We start from the raw sequence: 17608 nt of genomic DNA on the forward strand, positions 1-17608 counted from the left end.
GTATTTCGATGTATTGTGAACGGGAACAACACTCCCGACCTCCTGGAGGAACGATGGCACCTCGCCCCGACGACCCCCGCGCCCCGCGACTCGACCGCCGCTCCCTGCTCGCTCTGGGAGCGCTCCCGATCATCGGCGCGCCCCTCATCGCCGACGCGGCCGCCGCGCAGACCACCGTCCTCATCCAGCCCTCCATCGGGCAGCAGACCATCCAGGGCTTCGGCGGCATGAACCACACCGTGTGGATCAGCGACCTCACCGCCGCCCAGCGCGACACCGCCTTCGGCAACGGCGCCGGGCAGCTCGGATTCTCCATCCTCCGCATCCCCGTCCACGAGGACAGCGCCAACTGGAGCCGCGAGGTCGCCACCGCGCAGCGCGCGGTCGCCCTCGGCGCCAAGGTCATCGCCTCCCCCTGGAACCCGCCCGCGAGCATGACCGAGTCCTTCTCCGGCGGGAAGCGCCTGCGCTACGACCAGTACGCGGCCTACGCCCAGCACCTGAACAACTTCACGGTCTACATGCGCAATAACGGCGTCAACCTCTACGCCGTCTCGGTCCAGAACGAGCCCGACTACGCCAGCGAGTGGACCGCCTGGACCGCCGCCGAGATCGTGCGCTTCCTCAAGGAGAACTCCGGTGCGATCAGCACCAGGGTCATCGCCCCCGAGTCCTTCCAGTACCGCAAGAGCATGTCCGACCCGATCCTCAACGACGCCGCCGCGCTGGCGAACACGGACATCCTCGGCGCCCACCTCTACGGCACGCAGCCCGCCGACTTCCCGTACCCCCTGTTCGAGCAGAAGGGCGCGGGCAAGGAGCTGTGGATGACCGAGGTCTACTACCCGAACTCCAGCGACTCGGCCGACCTGTGGCCCGGGGCGCTCGACGTCGGCGAGCACGTGCACCGCGCGCTCGTGAACGGCCGCTTCCAGGCGTACATCTGGTGGTACATCCGCCGCGGCTACGGCCCGATGCGCGAGGACGGCCAGATCAGCAAGCGCGGCGCGAACCTGGCGCACTTCGCGAAGTGGGTGCGGCCGGGCTTCCAGCGGATCACCGCGACCGCGAACCCGCAGTCGGGCGTGTACATCTCCGCGTTCAAGAGCGGCTCGCGGATCGTCATGGTGGCCGTGAACAAGAACGCCTCCGCGGTCTACCTGCCGTTCACGCTCGAAGGCGGCGGCACGGGCTCGTTCGCGACCTGGGTGACCACCTCGACCCAGACGCTCGCGGCCTCGAACGCGGTCCCGATGACCAACGGCTCCTTCGGGTCCCAGCTCCCGGCGCAGAGCATCCGGACCTACGTGCTCAACTAGGCGAGGTCCACGGGCCGGACGCGGAGCTTCTCGGCGATCCTGGCGAGCGCGGCGTGGTCGTCCGCGTCGAGGCGGTCGAGCGCCGCTTCGCGGACGGCCCTGACGTGGACCGGGGCCGCGGCCCGGACGAGGTCGAACCCGGCGTCGGTGAGGGCCGCGATCGTGTAGCGGCCGTCCTCGGGGTCGGGCGAGCGCTCCATCCAGCCGCGCTGCTCGAACCGCTTGACCACGTTGGACAGGCGCGAGAGCGAGCCGTTGGCGAGGAACGCCAGCTCGCTCATGCGCAGGCGCCGCCCGGGGGCCTCGGAGACGTGGCTGAGGACCAGGTACTCGAAGAGGGTGATGCCGCACTCCTTGTGAAGCGGGCCTTCGAGACTCGGCGGGAGGAGGTAGACGAGCGAGACGAGCCCGGTCCAGGCGTCCTTCTCGGCCGGATCGAGCCAGCGCACCGGCGCCGACGCGGCGTTCTCCTGTGTCTCGGCCATGCGCGCAGTCTAACCGGCGGCGGTCACTTCATGCTTGAAGTCAATCGTGCTACGATGACTTCAAGCATGAAGTCAAATGGAGGGAACACCATGAGCGAGCCGCAGTTCTTCATCACCCCCGGCGCCGGCGAGAAGCTGCACGGGATGCTCGGCTACAGCCAGGCCGTGCGCGTCGGCGACCGCGTCGAGATCTCCGGCCAGGGCGGCTGGAACGACGACCTCGAATTCCCCGAGGACCTCGAAGAGGAGATCGTGCGCGCCTTCGACAACGTCGAGCGCGTCCTCGCCGCGGCGGGCGCCACGTGGGCCGACGTGATCCACGTGAACTCCTACCACCTGCCCGACGACCCCGCGTACATCGGCGAGCGGCCGGGCCGCGTCATGGCCGAGCAGTTCCGCAAGCGCATGGGCGGCCGCGAGCCGATCTGGACCGAACTCGGCGTCGCGGCCCTCGGCGCGCCCGGGATGCGCGTCGAGATCCGCGTGACCGCGGTCGTCGCCTAGCCCGCGAACGTCCGGCGGTACGCGCTCGGCGTGACCCCCAGGGACGCCTGGAAGTGCAGGCGCAGCGACGACGCCGACCCGAACCCCGCGCCCGCCGCGACGCGGTCGATCGGCTCGTCGCTGCGCTCCAGCAGGTGCCGCGCCCGCTCCAGTCGCTGGTGCAGGAGCCACCGCTGCGGCGAGGTGCCGACCTCCTCGCGGAAGCGCCGCGTGAACGTGCGGACGCTCATCGCCTCGCACTCCGCGAGCTGCCGCAGCGTCAGCGGCTCGTGGAGGCGGGCGAGCGCCCACTCGCGGGCCCGGCCCGTCGCGGCCGACCCCGCCTCCGGCACGGGACGCTCGATGTACTGGGCCTGGCCGCCGTCGCGGTGCGGCGGCACCACCGAGCGCCGCGCCACCCGGTTCGCCACGGCCACACCGAAGTCGAGGCGCGTCATGTGCAGGCACAGGTCGAACCCGGAGGCCACACCCGCCGAAGTGAGCACGCGCCCGTCCTCGGTGTACAGCACCTCCGGCTCCAGCCGCACCCGCGGATAGAGCCGCCGGAACCGCTCGGACGCGTCCCAGTGGGTCGTGGCCATCCGCCCGTCGAGCAGCCCCGCCGCCGCGAGCACGAACGAGCCGGTGCAGATCGACGCGATCCGCGTCCGCGGCCCGATGCGCTCCATGGCCGCGGCCACGTCCGCGGGGAGCCGCCCGGCCGTCCACGACTCGTCGTTCTCGTGCGCCGAGGGCACCACGACCGTGTCGGCCTCCTCCAGGGCCTCCGGGCCGTGCGCGACGTTCACCGTCACGTCGGCGTCGGTCCGGATCTCGCCCGGTGCCGTCGCGCACGTGACGACCTCGTACAGGTGCTCGCCGCCGGACTTCGCCGAGCCGAAGACCCGGTGCGGGATGCCCAGCTCGACGGGGAGGAGACCGTGCCGGACGAAGACCGCGACGCGGTGCCGCCCGGGATGCCGAAAGACGCTCATGGCCCGATCTTCGCACATGTTGGCCTGTCGGCCACTGGCCGCCCCGCCGCCGCTCGGCGAAGCTGTATCCATGTCCATCGCAGCCCCAGAACTACCCGAGAAGACCAGCCGCCGCACCGTTCACCGCGCCTGGTGGGTCGCCGCCGTCAGCTTCGTCGCCCTCGTCGGCGCGGCCGCCTTCCGCGCCACCCCGAGCGTCTTCATCGAGCCGCTCCACGACGAGTTCGGCTGGTCCCACGGCACCATCTCCGCCGCCATCTCCGTGAACATCCTGCTCTACGGCCTGTTCTCGCCGTTCGCCTCCGCGCTCCAGGAGCGGTACGGCATCCGCCGCGTCGTCTCGATCGCGCTGGGCCTCATCGCCCTCGGCGGCGGCGCGACGGTCTTCATGACCGAGTCGTGGCAGCTGGTCCTGTGCTGGGGCTTCATCGTCGGCATCGGCACCGGGTCGATGGCCATGGCGTTCGTCGCCACGATCACCAACCGGTGGTTCATCGCCCGCCGCGGCCTCGTCTCGGGCATCCTCACCGCCGGGGGCGCCGCCGGGCAGCTCGTGTTCCTGCCGCTCGTCGGCCTCCTCGTGGAGGGCCCCGGCTGGCGCGCGGCCTCGCTCCTGGTCGCGGCCACCGCGCTCGCGATGGTCCCGCTCGTGCTCCTGGTGGTGCGCGACCGGCCCGAGGACGTGGGCCTCAAGCCCTTCGGCGCCGACGCCGACTACACCACTCCCGCGCCCTCGACGCAGGGCGCGGCGAAGCGGGCCCTCGGCGGCCTGTGGCAGGCCAGCGGCTCCCGCGCGTTCTGGCTCCTCGCGGGCACGTTCGCGATCTGTGGCGCGTCCACGAACGGCCTCGTCGGCGCCCACTTCGTGCCCGCCGCCCACGACCACGGGATGCCCCTGACGGCCGCCGCGTCGCTCCTGGCGGTCATCGGCGTCGTGGACCTCATCGGCACGATCTTCTCCGGCTGGCTCACCGACCGGTTCGACCCGCGGCACCTGCTCGCGGTCTACTACGCGCTCCGCGGCCTCTCGCTGCTCGCGCTCCCGACTCTGTTCGCGGGCGACGTGAAGCCGCCGATGCTGTTCTTCATCGTCTTCTACGGCCTCGACTGGGTCGCCACGGTCCCGCCGACGATCAGTTTGTGCCGCGAGCACTTCGGCGAGGACGGCGCGGTCGTCTTCGGGTGGGTCCTCGCCTCGCACCAGGTGGGCGCGGCCCTCATCGCGTGGGGCGCGGGCTTCGTCAGGGACGCCACGGGGGACTACGACCCGGCGTGGTTCACCGCGGGAGCGCTGTGCGCACTCGCCGCGGTGATGTCCCTGATGATCAAGCGGACCGCGGCACCAGCCGCTGCAACTGGGTGACGTGCCCGGGTTCGAGCTCGTCGAGCGAGGCCACGCCGAGGAGGCGCATGGTCCGCTCGACCTCCTCGCGGAGGATCGCGATCGCGCGGTCCACGCCCTCGCGCCCTCCGGCCATGAGCCCGTACAGGTAGGCCCGGCCGATCATCGTGTACCGCGCCCCGAGCGCCACCGAGGCGACCACGTCGGCTCCGGACATGATCCCGGTGTCCAAGTGGACCTCGATGTCGTCCCCGACCTCCTTCACCACACTGGGAAGCAGGTGGAACGGGATCGGGGCGCGGTCCAGTTGCCGCCCGCCGTGGTTCGACAGCGTCACGGCGTCCACGCCCAGGTCCGCGCAGCGCTTCGCGTCCGCGACGGTCTGGACGCCCTTGACGACGAGTCTCCCGGGCCACTGCTCCTTGATCCAGGCGAGGTCCTCGTAGTCCACCGTCGGGTCGAACATGGTGTCGAGGAGTTCGGCGATCGTGCCCGACCAGCGGTTGAGCGAGGCGAACGAGAGCGGCTCGGTGGTGAGCATGTCGAACCACCAGGCCGGGCGCGAGGCCATGTTGAAGAACGTCCCCGGGGTGATCGCGGGCGGGATCGAGAAGCCGTTGCGCTTGTCGCGCAGCCGAGCCCCGGCCACCGGCACGTCCACCGTCACCAGGAGCGTGTCGAACCCGGCCGCCGCGGCCCGCTCGACCAGGGCCATCGACCGGTCCCGGTCCTTCCACATGTACAGCTGGAACCAGTGGCGCCCCTCGGGCCCGCCCGCGGCGGCGACGTCCTCGATCGGGGTCGTCCCCATCGTGGAGAGCGCGAACGGGATGCCCGCGGCGGCCGCCGCCCCGGCCCCGGCGGTCTCGCCCTCGGTGTGCATCATGCGCGTGAACCCGGTGGGCGCGATGCCGAACGGGAGCGCCGAGCGCTTCCCGAGGACGTCCCAGCCGGTGTCCACCTTCGAGACGTCCCGCAGGATCGCCGGATGGAACTCGACGTCGGCGAACGCCTGGCGGGCCCGCGCGAGCGACAGCTCGCCCTCGGCGGCGCCCTCGGTGTAGTCGAACGCCGCGCGCGGGGTGCGGCGCTTCGCGATGGTCCGCAGGTCGGCAATGGTGAGCGCGGCGTTCAGGCGCCGCCGCTTCGCATTCAAGTCCGGCTTTTTGAAACGTATCAAAGGCAGGAGGTCGTGGGGGCGGGGGAACTGGCGTTTCGTCATGCGGGGGCCTATCGGATGCGATGGGTGAGGAGTCCGTCCGGGCCATTGTCGCCCGCGCGGAAAAAACCCCGCCACCGGACCCGTCCGGGGCCGCCTCCGCTCCGAATACCGGGCGATCGGAGTTGACAAACACCTCGGAGCGTGATGATGTCCACAAGGGGGAATCCATCGGCCTGGAGCACAGGCGGAGACCGCCGGACGGCGGTGGAGGAGGCGAGGATGCCCGCGCTCGAACAGCTGCTGCACGCCACGGCACTGGGCGACGAGGACGCGTTCGCGCGCCTCTACGACGAGGCCGCGCCGCGCGTCTACGGCCTGTGCCTGCGCGTCCTGCGCGACCCCGCGCAGGCCGAGGAGGTCGCCCAGGAGGTCCTCGTGGAGGTCTGGCGCACCGCCACCCGCTTCGACCCCGCCCGCGGCTCCGCCGGGGCCTGGCTCTCGACCATCGCCCACCGCCGCGCCGTCGACCGCGTCCGGTCCGTGCAGGCCTCCGGCGACCGCGAGCGCCGCGCCGCCGCGCGCCCCGAACCCGAGTACGACGCCGTCGCCGAGGCCGCCGCGGTCCGCCTGGAGCACCGCCAGGTCCGCCGCTGCCTCTCGACCCTCACCGAGCTCCAGCGGCAGGCGGTCACCCTCGCCTACTACGGCGGCCACACCTACCGGCAGGTCGCGTCCCTGCTCGGCGCCGCCGTGCCCACGGTCAAGTCCCGCATCCGGGACGGCCTGCTCAAACTGCGCGACTGCCTGGAGGTGGCCCGATGAGCGCCGACGTCCACACCCTCATCGGCGCCTGGGCCGTCGACGCCCTCGACGACGACGAGCGCGCCGAGGTCGAGCACCACCTCACCGAGTGCGAGTCCTGCGCCCAGGAGGCGGCCGAACTGCGCGAGGCCGTGTGGCGCCTCTCCGACGTGACGATCGCCGACCCGCCGCCGCGGCTGCGCGCCCGCGTCCTCGCCGAAGCCTCCCGCGTCCGCCAGGAGGCCCCCGAGACGCCCGCGCCCGAACCCCGCACGGCCGCACCTCGATTGCGCCGCCACCGCGGGATGCCGCGCCTGCGCCTCGCGCTCGCCGCCGGGGCCCTCGCCGCCGTCATGGCCGTCGTCGGCGGCATCGTCACCTGGTCGGTCATGCGCGAGGCCGCGCCGTCGCGCTCCGACGAGATCGCCGCCGTCCTCGAATCCGGGGACGCCGAGGTCGGCAGGACCGTGGCCACCGGCGGCGGCGACGTCACCGTCGTCTACTCCGAGCGGCTCGACAAGGCCGTCGTGGTCCTCGCCGGGCTCGCCGCCATCGGCGAGGAGCGGTCCTACCAGGTCTGGATGGTCGACCCCGAAGGCCAGGTCTCCGCGGGCGTCATGAACCCCGGCGACCGCTCCGCCACGATGCTCGTCGAAGGACTCGGCGACGCCGAACTCATCGGCGTCACCGAGGAGCCCGCGGGCGGCTCCCCGGCCCCCACGCTCCCGATGGTCGCGGACGTCCCCCTAGAGGGCTGACCTCCGCAGAAGCGGGCCCGGCCGCCAGGCCGGGCCCGCTTTCGCGCCCGCCGCGAAAAAAATCCCCGATTTTCCGGCCCGCCGACCCATCCGCGGCCCCACCGCCCCCGAATGAGGGGCATGAGACCGACCACCGCCGCCGCACTCGCCGGCACCGCGTGCGCCGCCGTCGCCCTCGCGACCGCGCAGCTCGCGGCCGCCGCCGTCGCACCCGGCAGCGCCCCCGTCGCCGCCATCGGCGCCGCCGTGGTCGACGCGGTCCCCGAACCCGTCAAGGAGTTCGCGATCCGCACCTTCGGCGAGCACGACAAGCTCGCACTCCTGGCCGGGATCGGCACGGCGCTCGCCGTGCTCGCCGCCGCCACCGGCGTCGCCGCCCGTCGGCGCCCCTGGATCGGGTACGCGGTCCTGGCCCTCCTCGGCGGGGCGGGCGCGGCAGCCGCCCTCGCCCGCCCCGCCGCCTCCCCCTCGTGGGCGGTCCCGTCCCTCGTGGGCGCCGCCTGCGGTGCGGGCGTCCTCGCGATGCTGCTCCGCGAACGCCTCGAAGGACCCGCCGCGCCGGGCCGCGCCGTCGACCGCCGGGGCGTGCTCATCGCGCTCGGCGGCGCCGGGCTCGCCGGCGCGGCGGGCTGGCGGCTCACCGGCACCTCCGACCTCGAAGACGCTCGCGACGCGATCGACCTCCCCGCGCCCGTCGACGTCGGCCCCGCGGGCACCGGCCTCGCCGACGCCGCCGAGATCGACGGCCTCACCCCGTACCTCACGCCCAGCGCCGACTTCTACCGCGTCGACACCGCCCTGGTCCTCCCTCGCGTTCTCCCCGAGGACTACACGCTTCGCATCACCGGCCGCGTCGCCAACCCCCTCGAACTGTCCTACCGGGACCTCCTCGACCGCGGCCTGGTCGAACGCGAGATCACGATCTCCTGCGTCTCCAACGAGGTCGGCGGGAACCTCGCCGGGAACGCGCGCTGGCTCGGCGTGCCCCTCGCGGACCTCCTCGCCGAGGCCGGGCCCGAACCCGGCGCGGACCAGGTGGTCTCGCGCTCGGCCGACGGCTGGACCGCGGGCACCCCGACCGAGGCCTGCACGGACGGGCGCGACGCGCTCGTGGCCGTCGGCATGAACGGCCGCCCGCTCCCGCTGGAGCACGGCTTCCCGGTGCGCATGATCGTGCCCGGCCTGTACGGCTACGTCTCGGCCACCAAGTGGCTCACCGAGATCGAGCTGTCGTCCTTCGCGGACTTCGACGCCTACTGGGTCCGCCGCGACTGGAAGGCCCAGGCCCCCATCAAGACCTTCTCGCGCATCGACACCCCCAAACCCCTCGCGACGGTCGCCGCCGGGCCGGTCACCGTCGCCGGGGTGGCCTGGGCCCAGCAGCGCGGCGTCGCCCGCGTCGAAGTCCGCGTGGACGAAGGCCCCTGGAGCGAGGCAGAACTCGCGCCCGTGATCGGCGACGACACGTGGCGCCAATGGAAGTGGACCTGGGAGGCGGCATCCGGCCGCCGCACCCTGGAGGTCCGCGCGACCGACGGCGACGGCGACGTCCAGACAGCGGAGCGGGTCGCCCCGTTCCCGGACGGCGCCACCGGATGGCACTCGATCGTCCTGAACGCCGAATGAACCGCGGGGCGCCAAGCGCCCCGCACCGACAGAGAGGCAAGACCATGAACAATCGACTGCTCACCCGCGCAGGCGCCGTGCTGGCCGCCGCCGGCTGCGCCTTCGTCTTCACCGCGTGCGGCTCCGGCGACGACTCCTCCAACGAGGACGCCACGTCCAGTGAGGAGTCGGTGCAGGAGGAGACCACCGAGGAGATGCCCGTCTCCGGCGAGTTCGGTGCCGCTTGTTCGGCGGTCCCGGCGGACGGCGAGGGCTCGTTCACCGGTATGGCCGATGACCCGGTCGCGACCGCGGCGTCCAACAACCCGGTCCTGTCCACGCTGGTCACCGCGGTGACTGAGGCGGGTCTGGGGGACACGCTCAACACTGCTGAGGACATCACGGTGTTCGCGCCGACGGACGACGCGTTCGCGAAGATCCCCGAGGCCGACCTCCAGGCGGTCCTGGCCGACACTGAGACGCTCACGTCGATCTTGACCTACCACGTGGTGGCCGGTCGGCTCGCGCCGGAGGACCTCGCCGGGGAGCACGCGACCCTTCAGGGGACGAACCTGTCGGTCGAGGGCTCGGGCGAGGCCTTCACCGTGAACGGCGAGGCCGCCGTGGTCTGCGGCAACGTGCAGACCGCCAACGCCACCGTCTACATCATCGACACCGTCCTCATGCCCGCATAACGACGTCCGGGGCCGCCGTCAGGCGGCCCCGGAACGCAGGCCGCCCAGGACCAGGTCCAAAGCGAGGGCGGCCTGCACTTCCGCGTCCGGGTCCGGGGACCGCGCGAGCCACAGCGCCGCCTCGTTCATGCCGCCCGACAGGAGCCGCGCGAGCGGCTCGACCGGCCGGTCCGCCATGAGCCCGGCGTCGATGAGCGCCCGCAGCGCCTCCGTGAGGTGCCGCGCCGAGTGCGCCTCGTCCATCGCCCGCCACTCGTCCCAGCCGAGGACCGTGGGCGCGTCCACCAGCAGGATGCGGCTCACCGAGGGGTCGGTCCCGGCCGCCAGGAACGCCCGGCAGCCCGCCCGGAGCTGCTCCCAGGCCCCCTCGTGCCGCTCCGCCTCGGCCGCGACCCGCGCGCCCAGCTCCTCCTGGACCTCCTCGACCACGGCCCGGAACAGCCCGAGCTTGCTCCCGAAGTGGTGGTACGCCGCGCCCTTCGTGACGCCCGCGGCCCGCGCGACCTCGTTGAGCACCACCGCGTGGTACCCCTCGGCCGCGAACCGGCGGCGGCCCTCCTCCAGGAGCGCCCGCCTGGTCGCCTCCCGCTGCTCGGCCCTGCCCATCGCCTCGACCCCCAATTCGCATACCCGGGGTATGTTAGCATCGCATTCCACATACCCGAGGTATGCGAAACCCGATCCGAGGAGACCCCGATGACCGCGACCCTGACCGGCTTCTACCCCGTGCTCGCCACCGGGGACGTCGCCGCGACCGCCGACTTCTACATGCGCCACTTCGGCTTCGAGGCGGTGTTCACCGCCGACTGGTACGTGAGCCTGCGCCGCCCCGACGCCCCGCAGTACGAGCTGGCGATCCTCGACGCGACCCACCCCACGGTCCCCGAAGGCCACCGCAGGACCCTCTCGGGCGGCCTCCTCCTCAACTTCGAGGTGGAGGACGCCGACGCCGAGCACCGGCGCCTCGTCGTGGACGCCGGGCTCACCGAGCTGCTCCCGCTGCGCACCGAGGACTTCGGCCAGCGCCACTTTATCGTCGCGGCCCCCGACGGCGTCATGATCGACGTCATCAAGGTCGTCCCGTTCGCGGGGGAGTACGCCTAGACCTCGATGTGCGAGCCGATGATCATCGTGCGCTCGCGCGGGAGGCGGAAGTGCTCGGCGGCGTCCGCGGTGATGTGGGACGTGGCGATGAACAGGTGCTTGCGCCAGGTCGCCATCGTGCGGGCCTTGCCGGGCTTGAGCTGGATCGTGGACAGGAAGTACGTGGCCCGGTCGAGGTTGAGGCGCCGCCCCTCGGCCTGCTCGGGGTCGATGGCCTCCAGGGCCCGCGGCACGTCCGGGGTCTCCATGTAGCCGAAGCGGGCCGTCACGTGGATGACCGCGTCCCTGTCGTCGCCGAGCTGGTCCACGGTGAGCCGGTCGTCCTCGGCGACCCGCGGGACCGGCTCGGTGAGGACCGAGAGGATCACGATCTGCGAGTGCCGGGCGTGGTTCTGCTCCAGGTTGGAGCGCATCGCGAGCGGCGCGCTGTGCTTGCCGCGGTCGAGGAACACCGCGGTCCCGGGGACGCGGGCGACCTTCGGCTCCCCTTCGCGGAGCTTGTCCACGAACTCCAGGAGCGAGCCCTCGCGGCTCTCGCGCTCGAACGTGACGACCTCGCGGCCCCGCTGCCAGGTGATCATGACGGTGAACGCGCCCACGCCGATGAGCAGCGGCAGCCACGCGCCGTGGATGATCTTCGTCGAGCTGGCGGCGAGGAACGCCAGGCAGATCGCCAGGAGCAGGCCGCCGCCGGTCGCGAGGGCCCACCGGGGCGCGCCCCAGCGGATGCGCGCGACGTACAGGAACAGGAGGGCCACGATGGTGATCGTCCCGATCACGGCCATGCCGTACGCGAACGCGAGCGCCTCGGAGGTGCGGAACGCGAACACCAGGACCAGCACGGACACCATGAGCAGCCAGTTGATCCACGGCACGTAGATCTGCCCGTACTGGTGTTCGGAGGTGTGCGCGATGCGCAGCCGCGGCAGGTACCCCAGCTCGGACGCCTGCGAGGCGACCGAGAACGCTCCGGAGATGACCGCCTGCGCGGCGATGACCGTGGCGACGGTGGTGAGGACCAGCAGCGGGATGCGCAGGGCCTCGGGGGCGAGGAGGAAGAACGACCCGGAGACGTTCCCGGAGTCCTCCAGGATGAGCGCGCCCTGGCCCATGTAGTTGAGCATCACCGAGGGGAAGACCACGGCGATCCAGGCGCGGGAGATGGGCTTGCGCCCGAAGTGGCCCATGTCGGCGTAGAGGGCCTCGGCGCCGGTGAAGGTGAGGATGACGGCGGCGAGCGCGAAGAACGCGATGCCGAAGTTCCCGAACACGAAGTCGATCGCGTAGGTGGGGGAGAGGGCCCGGAGGATCTCGGGGTTCCCGGCGATGCCGCCGACGCCGAGGAGCGCGAGCGCGCCGAACCAGACGGCCATGATCGGGCCGAACCAGCGGCCGATGACGTGCGTGCCGCGCTTCTGGAGTGCGAACAGCATCACGATGATGACGGCGGTCGCGGGGATGATGACCGCTTCGAGGCCCGTGGAGACCGTCTTGATGCCCTCGACGGCCGAGAGGACCGAGATCGCGGGGGTGATCATCGAGTCGCCCAGGAACAGGGCCGCGCCGAAGATGCCGAGGGCGGCGAGCGCGAACGCGGCCTTGCGGCCGCGGCCGCCGACGTGGCGGCGCAGGAGAGTGATGAGCGCCATGATGCCGCCCTCGCCGTCGTTGTCGGCGCGCATCGCCAGGCCCACGTAGAAGACGGTGACGATGATGGTGACCGACCAGAAGATGAGGGAGACGATCCCGTACACGTTCTCGGTGTTCACCGGGACCGGGTGCGGGTCGCCGGGGTTGAAGATCGTCTGGAGGGCGTAGATCGGGCTGGTCCCGATGTCGCCGTAGACGACGCCGAGCGCGCCGAGGAACAGCCCCATGCGCAGGGGGCCGCCTTTCGCGGCATGCCTGAGCGGCGGGCCGGCCGGTTCCTGGTCCAGCCTGCCCTCGCTGGTTTGAGCGGTCACGTGAGCTCCTCTCCGGTGCCGCACGCTAGCGCGATCCCGGGGTGGAATGCCCGGCCCGAAGGGCATTCACGTGAATCCATACGTGTTCTTGACGCCGCTTCTGACGTTCCATACGCGTTCTTGACGCCCGCGCCGGCCGCCGCTCCCCGCGTTTCCGGACCCGGTGTCGGTCCCCCGGGGCACCATTGAGCGCATGTCCCGTCGAGCGCCGAGCCCCGCCCCGCACCCGTCGCTCGCGCGGTTCTCCCCGGCCACCGCCTCGTGGTTCACATCGGCGTTCGGCGCTCCCACGACCGCGCAGCAGGGCGCGTGGGCGGCCCTCGCGGAGGACCGGGACGTGCTCGTCGTCGCCCCCACCGGCTCGGGCAAGACCCTCGCCGCGTTCCTGTCGGCCCTCGACGCGCTCGCGACGGCCCCGGTGCCCGCCGAGCCGAAGGAGCGCTGCCGCGTCCTCTACATCTCCCCGCTCAAGGCCCTCGGCGTCGACGTGGAGCGCAACCTCGCCGCGCCCCGCGACGGCATCCGCGCCGAGGCCCGCCGCCTGGGCCTGCCCGAACCGCACGTGCGCACCGCGATCCGCTCCGGCGACACGCCCCAGAACGAGCGCCGCTCGATCGCGAACCGGCCCCCCGACATCCTCATCACCACGCCCGAGTCGCTGTTCCTCATGCTCACCTCGGGCGCGCGGGACGCGCTCGCGGGCGTGGAGACGGTGATCCTCGACGAGGTCCACGCCGTCGCGGGCACCAAGCGCGGCGCGCACCTGGCGCTGTCCCTGGAGCGCCTCGACGCCCGCCTGCGCCGCCCCGCGCGCCGCATCGGCCTCTCGGCGACCGTGCGGCCCGTCGCCGAGGTGGCCCGGTTCCTGTCGCCGCGCCACGACGTGGCGGTCGTCCAGCCGCCCTCCGAGAAGCAGTGGGACCTCCAAGTGGTCGTCCCCGTCGAGGACATGGCCGCGCTCGGCGACGCGCCCGTCGCCCCCACCGCTTCCGCGGCCCGCTCGGCCGGGTCGATCTGGCCGCACGTGGAGGAGCGGATCGTGGACCTCGTGGAGGCCCACCGCTCGACCATCGTCTTCGCGAACGCCCGCCGCGTCGCCGAACGGCTCTCCAACCGCCTCAACGAGATCGAGTACGAGCGCCGCCACGGCGCGCCGCTCCCGGAGGCGCACGGCCCGGCCGACGCCATGGGCGGCTCCGGGGCCGCCTCGGGCGCGCCGCCGGTCCTGTCGCGCACCCACCACGGCTCGATCTCCAAGGAGCAGCGCGCCGAGGTCGAAGGGGACCTCAAGGCCGGACGCCTGCCCGCCGTCGTCGCCACCTCCAGCCTGGAACTGGGCATCGACATGGGCGCGGTCGACCTCGTCGTCCAGGTGGAGGCGCCCCCGTCGGTCGCCTCCGGGCTCCAGCGCGTCGGCCGCGCCGGGCACCAGGTCGGGGCCGTCTCGCGCGGCGTGTTCTTCCCGAAGGTCCGCTCCGACCTCATCCAGTCCGCCGTCGTCGCCGAGCGCATGAAGGCGGGCGCGATCGAGGCGCTCCGCGTCCCCGCCAACCCCCTCGACGTGCTCGCCCAGCAGCTCGTCGCCATGGCCGCCATGGACGAGTGGGACGTGGCCGACCTCCTCGGCCTGGTCCGCCGCGCCGCCCCCTTCGCGACCCTCCCCGACTCCGCCTTCGACGCCGTCCTCGACATGCTCGCGGGCCGCTACCCCTCCGACGCCTTCGCCGAACTGCGCCCGCGCATCGTCTGGGACCGCACCGCGGGCACCGTCACGGGCCGCCCCGGCGCGCAGCGCCTCGCCGTCACCTCCGGCGGCACCATCCCCGACCGCGGCCTCTTCGGCGTCTTCCTCTCCGGTGCCGCCACCGGCCGCGGCGGCGGCCGCGTCGGCGAACTCGACGAGGAGATGGTCTACGAGTCCCGCGTCGGCGACGTCTTCACCCTCGGCACCTCCTCATGGCGCATCGAGGAGATCACCCGCGATCGCGTCATGGTCACCCCCGCGCCCGGCGTCCCCGGCCGCCTCCCGTTCTGGCACGGCGACGGCCTCGGCCGCCCCCTCGAACTCGGCCGCGCCCTCGGCGCGTTCGTCCGCGAACTGTCCGCGATGGACGAGGACGCCGCGCACGACCGCCTCGCCGCCGCCGGACTCGACGCGTCCGCCGCCCGCAACGCCATCGCCTACCTCGCCGAGCAGCGCGAGGCCACCGGCCTCGTCCCCGACGACCGCACCGTCCTCATCGAGCGCTTCCGCGACGAGACCGGCGACTGGCGCGTCGTCGTCCACTCCCCGTTCGGCGCCCAGGTCCACGCCCCCTGGGCCCTCGCCCTCGGCGAGCGCCTCCGCGACCGCCACGGCATCGACCCGCAGCTGATGCACCACGACGACGGCATCGTCCTGCGCCTGCCCGACACCGGCGACGCCGAACCCGACCTCCACGCCGACGACCTCGCCTTCGACCCCGCCGCGATCGGCGACACCGTCACCCGCGCCGTCTCCGGCTCCTCGTTGTTCGCCTCCCGCTTCCGCGAGGCCGCCTCCCGCGCGCTCCTGCTCCCGCACCGCCAGCCCGGCAAGCGCCAGCCCCTGTGGCAGCAGCGCCTTCGCTCCTCCCAGCTCCTCGAAGTCGCCGGGCGGTTCCCCACCTTCCCGATCATCCTCGAAGCCGTCCGCGAAGTCCTCCAGGACGTCTACGACGTCCCCGGCCTCACCGACCTCATGGCCGACCTCCAGTCCCGGGACGTGCGCCTCGTGGAGGTCACCACCGCCGACCCCTCGCCGTTCGCCCGCTCCCTCCTCTTCGGCTACGTCGCCCAGTTCATGTACGAAGGCGACACGCCCCTGGCCGAGCGCCGCGCCGCCGCCCTCTCCCTCGACTCGCGCCTCCTCGCCGACCTCCTCGGCCAAGTGGAGCTCCGCGACCTCCTCGACCCCGGCGTCCTCGCCGAAGTCGAGGCCGAACTCCAGCGGCGCACCTACCCCGTCCGCGACGCCGAGGGCGTCGCCGACCTCCTGCGCCTCCTCGGCCCCCTCACCCCAGCCGAACTCGCCGAACGCGGCGCCGACCCCGCCTGGGCCGAAACCCTCGCCGCCGCGGGCCGCGCCGTCGAAGCCGACATCTCCGGCCGTCCGCACTGGGCCGCGGTCGAAGACACCGCCCGCCTCCGCGACGCCCTCGGCGCCGCGGTCCCCGGCGGCCTCCCCGCCGCGTTCACCGAACCTGTGCCCGACCCCCTCGGCGACCTCCTCGCCCGCTACGCCCGCACCCACGGCCCCTTCACCACCGCCGACGCCGCCGCCCGCTTCGGCATCGGCCCCGCCGTCGCCGAACGCGCCCTCCGCGACCTCTCCCTCGTCGAAGGCGAGTTCCGGCCCGGCGGCGAACACCGCGAATGGTGCGACCCCGCCGTCCTGCGACGCCTGCGCCGCCGCTCCCTCGCCGCGCTCCGCAAGGAGCTCGAACCCGTCCCGCCCGCCGCGCTCGCCGAGTTCCTGCCGCGCTGGCAGCACGTCGGCGGCAAGACCGCCGAGGACGACCGCCTCGAAGGCATCGACGGCCTCGCCCGCGCGATCGAACAGCTCCAAGGCGCGTCCGTCCCCGCCTCCGCCCTGGAGTCCCTCATCCTGCCCTCGCGCGTGGCCGACTACCGCCCGGCGATGCTCGACGAGCTCACCTCCTCCGGCGAAGTCCTCTGGACCGGAGCCGGATCGCTCCCCGGCAACGACGGCTGGATCGCGCTCTACCCCGCCGAGACCGCCCCGCTGCTCCTGCCCGAACCCCAGCCCCTCCCCGCCACCGACCTCCACACCGCCGTCCTCACCGCCCTCGACGGCGGCTACGGGCTCTTCTTCCGCCAGCTCGCCGACCGCGTCCGCGAGGCGAGCTTCGCGACGTTCACCGACGCCGAACTCACCGCGGCCCTGTGGGACCTCGCCTGGTCCGGCCGCGTCGCCAACGACACGCTCGCGCCGCTGCGCGCGCTCCTCGGCTCCGGCCGCACCGCCGGGTCCACCGCCCACCGGGCCCGCCGCGCCGCCCCGCGCGCCCGCTTCGGCGGCGGCTGGCGCGACCTGCGCCAAGCGCCCGCCGGCGGGCCCGCCGCTTTCGGACCCACGGTCGCCGGGCGCTGGTCCCTCCTCCCCGCCCCCGAACCCGACCCGACGGTCCGCGCCCACGCGCTGGCCCACACCCTGCTCGACCGGCACGGCGTCGTCACCCGCGGCGCGGTCGCCGCCGAAGGCGTCGAAGGCGGGTTCGCGAAGGTCTACCGGGTCCTCTCGGCCTTCGAGGAGTCCGGGCGGGCCCGCCGCGGCTACGTCGTGGACGGCCTCGGCGCGGCGCAGTTCGCGATGGAAGGCGCGGTGGACCGCCTGCGCGCCACGGCGAACCGCGGCGACGCCACCGCCGTGGTCCTCGCCGCCGCCGACCCCGCGAACGCGTACGGCGCGGCCCTGCCCTGGCCCGAGGCCGACGGCCACAAGCCCGGCCGCAAGGCCGGGTCGCTCGTGGTCCTCGTCGGCGGCGACCTCGTCCTCTACGTCGAACGCGGCGGCCGGACCCTCATCGCCTGGCCCGCCACGCAGGACCTGGCGACCGACCCGCGCATGAGCGCCGCCGCGGCCGCGCTCGCCGACGCCGTCAGGGAAGGGCGCACCGGGGCCCTCCACATCGAACGCGTCAACGACGCCTACGCCCCCGGCTCCGGCCTCGCCGCGGCCTTGCAGGAGGCGGGCTTCCACGCCACCCCGCAGGGGTTCCGCCTGCGGCCGTTACGGAAGGAGGCTCGCCAGGTCCTCGCCCACGAGGGTCGGCGGTCGCGGTCCGGACGAACTCCTCGTACGTCAAGTCGGTCACCGGCTCCACGCTATGCGGCGGAGCCGGTGGGGCCGAACG

General features: G+C 73.3%; 13 protein-coding genes and 1 pseudogene. 9 read left to right on the forward strand and 5 right to left on the reverse strand.

All coding sequences use genetic code 11. From position 1 onward, the window contains the following. Positions 1-53 precede the first annotated feature (53 nt). Positions 54-1319 (forward strand): glucuronoarabinoxylan endo-1,4-beta-xylanase XynC, encoded by a 1266-nt coding sequence (xynC, locus tag ACFFXY_RS12355; protein WP_382350444.1) that lies wholly within the window; start codon positions 54-56, stop codon positions 1317-1319. On the opposite strand, the gene ACFFXY_RS12360 is transcribed toward xynC, so the two are convergent. Continuing rightward, positions 1316-1804, reverse strand: a complete 489-nt coding sequence (locus ACFFXY_RS12360; RefSeq protein ID WP_382350447.1) for a MarR family winged helix-turn-helix transcriptional regulator — start codon at positions 1802-1804, stop codon at positions 1316-1318. The two genes, xynC and ACFFXY_RS12360, sit on opposite strands and share 4 nt — an antisense overlap. A 90-nt stretch (positions 1805-1894) precedes the next feature. Between ACFFXY_RS12360 and ACFFXY_RS12365 the strand changes: the two genes are divergently transcribed. Continuing rightward, on the forward strand, positions 1895-2308 hold the full coding sequence (locus ACFFXY_RS12365; RefSeq protein WP_382350450.1) for a Rid family hydrolase: 414 nt from the start codon (positions 1895-1897) through the stop codon (positions 2306-2308). On the opposite strand, the gene ACFFXY_RS12370 is transcribed toward ACFFXY_RS12365, so the two are convergent. Continuing rightward, positions 2305-3282, reverse strand: a complete 978-nt coding sequence (locus ACFFXY_RS12370) for a GlxA family transcriptional regulator (RefSeq protein WP_382350452.1) — start codon at positions 3280-3282, stop codon at positions 2305-2307. The two genes, ACFFXY_RS12365 and ACFFXY_RS12370, sit on opposite strands and share 4 nt — an antisense overlap. A 70-nt stretch (positions 3283-3352) precedes the next feature. Between ACFFXY_RS12370 and ACFFXY_RS12375 the strand changes: the two genes are divergently transcribed. Then, a complete protein-coding gene (locus tag ACFFXY_RS12375; RefSeq protein ID WP_382350454.1) occupies positions 3353-4645 on the forward strand; it encodes an MFS transporter in 1293 nt (430 codons plus the stop codon). Here the strand turns inward: ACFFXY_RS12375 and ACFFXY_RS12380 are convergent. Next, entirely contained in the window at positions 4608-5846 is a 1239-nt protein-coding gene (locus ACFFXY_RS12380; RefSeq protein WP_382350457.1) for an alpha-hydroxy acid oxidase, read from the reverse strand. The two genes, ACFFXY_RS12375 and ACFFXY_RS12380, sit on opposite strands and share 38 nt — an antisense overlap. 147 nt (positions 5847-5993) lie before the next feature. Between ACFFXY_RS12380 and sigK the strand changes: the two genes are divergently transcribed. The 4 genes from sigK (at position 5994) to ACFFXY_RS12400 (ending at position 9645) form a co-directional block, all read left to right on the forward strand. Then, entirely contained in the window at positions 5994-6608 is a 615-nt protein-coding gene (gene sigK / locus ACFFXY_RS12385) for an ECF RNA polymerase sigma factor SigK (RefSeq protein WP_382350460.1), read from the forward strand. Continuing rightward, positions 6605-7345, forward strand: a complete 741-nt coding sequence (locus ACFFXY_RS12390) for an anti-sigma factor (protein ID WP_382350463.1) — start codon at positions 6605-6607, stop codon at positions 7343-7345. Before sigK ends, ACFFXY_RS12390 begins: the two co-directional genes overlap by 4 nt. 120 nt (positions 7346-7465) lie before the next feature. Next, entirely contained in the window at positions 7466-8971 is a 1506-nt protein-coding gene (locus ACFFXY_RS12395) for a molybdopterin-dependent oxidoreductase (protein ID WP_382350465.1), read from the forward strand. 44 nt (positions 8972-9015) lie between these two features. Further along, complete coding sequence (locus ACFFXY_RS12400; protein ID WP_382350467.1) at positions 9016-9645, forward strand: fasciclin domain-containing protein; 630 nt, start codon at positions 9016-9018, stop codon at positions 9643-9645. 18 nt (positions 9646-9663) lie between these two features. Here the strand turns inward: ACFFXY_RS12400 and ACFFXY_RS12405 are convergent, their stop codons facing one another. After that, on the reverse strand, positions 9664-10251 hold the full coding sequence (locus ACFFXY_RS12405) for a TetR/AcrR family transcriptional regulator (protein WP_382350470.1): 588 nt from the start codon (positions 10249-10251) through the stop codon (positions 9664-9666). Between the two features lie 90 nt (positions 10252-10341). Between ACFFXY_RS12405 and ACFFXY_RS12410 the strand changes: the two genes are divergently transcribed. After that, the gene (locus ACFFXY_RS12410; protein WP_382350472.1) at positions 10342-10749 is read left to right on the forward strand and encodes a VOC family protein; all 408 of its coding nucleotides are present in this window, start codon (positions 10342-10344) and stop codon (positions 10747-10749) included. On the opposite strand, the gene ACFFXY_RS12415 is transcribed toward ACFFXY_RS12410, so the two are convergent. Further along, the gene (locus ACFFXY_RS12415; protein WP_382350640.1) at positions 10746-12626 is read right to left on the reverse strand and encodes a potassium transporter Kup; all 1881 of its coding nucleotides are present in this window, start codon (positions 12624-12626) and stop codon (positions 10746-10748) included. The two genes, ACFFXY_RS12410 and ACFFXY_RS12415, sit on opposite strands and share 4 nt — an antisense overlap. Positions 12627-12906: 280 nt before the next feature. Between ACFFXY_RS12415 and ACFFXY_RS12420 the strand changes: the two are divergent. Next, positions 12907-17484, forward strand: a pseudogene (locus tag ACFFXY_RS12420) (ATP-dependent helicase); the annotation flags it as partial. Between the last annotated feature and the right edge of the window lie 124 nt (positions 17485-17608).

This window comes from Glycomyces mayteni (genome assembly GCF_042428885.1).
GTDB lineage: Bacteria > Actinomycetota > Actinomycetes > Mycobacteriales > Micromonosporaceae > Glycomyces > Glycomyces mayteni.

Coding starts and splice junctions, on each gene's coding strand:
- xynC (WP_382350444.1), top strand. CDS start 54: ATGGCACCTCGCCCCGACGACCCCCGCGCCCCGCGACTCGACCGCCGC.
- ACFFXY_RS12360 (WP_382350447.1), bottom strand. CDS start 1,804: ATGGCCGAGACACAGGAGAACGCCGCGTCGGCGCCGGTGCGCTGGCTC.
- ACFFXY_RS12365 (WP_382350450.1), top strand. CDS start 1,895: ATGAGCGAGCCGCAGTTCTTCATCACCCCCGGCGCCGGCGAGAAGCTG.
- ACFFXY_RS12370 (WP_382350452.1), bottom strand. CDS start 3,282: ATGAGCGTCTTTCGGCATCCCGGGCGGCACCGCGTCGCGGTCTTCGTC.
- ACFFXY_RS12375 (WP_382350454.1), top strand. CDS start 3,353: ATGTCCATCGCAGCCCCAGAACTACCCGAGAAGACCAGCCGCCGCACC.
- ACFFXY_RS12380 (WP_382350457.1), bottom strand. CDS start 5,846: ATGACGAAACGCCAGTTCCCCCGCCCCCACGACCTCCTGCCTTTGATA.
- sigK (WP_382350460.1), top strand. CDS start 5,994: ATGTCCACAAGGGGGAATCCATCGGCCTGGAGCACAGGCGGAGACCGC.
- ACFFXY_RS12390 (WP_382350463.1), top strand. CDS start 6,605: ATGAGCGCCGACGTCCACACCCTCATCGGCGCCTGGGCCGTCGACGCC.
- ACFFXY_RS12395 (WP_382350465.1), top strand. CDS start 7,466: ATGAGACCGACCACCGCCGCCGCACTCGCCGGCACCGCGTGCGCCGCC.
- ACFFXY_RS12400 (WP_382350467.1), top strand. CDS start 9,016: ATGAACAATCGACTGCTCACCCGCGCAGGCGCCGTGCTGGCCGCCGCC.
- ACFFXY_RS12405 (WP_382350470.1), bottom strand. CDS start 10,251: ATGGGCAGGGCCGAGCAGCGGGAGGCGACCAGGCGGGCGCTCCTGGAG.
- ACFFXY_RS12410 (WP_382350472.1), top strand. CDS start 10,342: ATGACCGCGACCCTGACCGGCTTCTACCCCGTGCTCGCCACCGGGGAC.
- ACFFXY_RS12415 (WP_382350640.1), bottom strand. CDS start 12,626: ATGGGGCTGTTCCTCGGCGCGCTCGGCGTCGTCTACGGCGACATCGGG.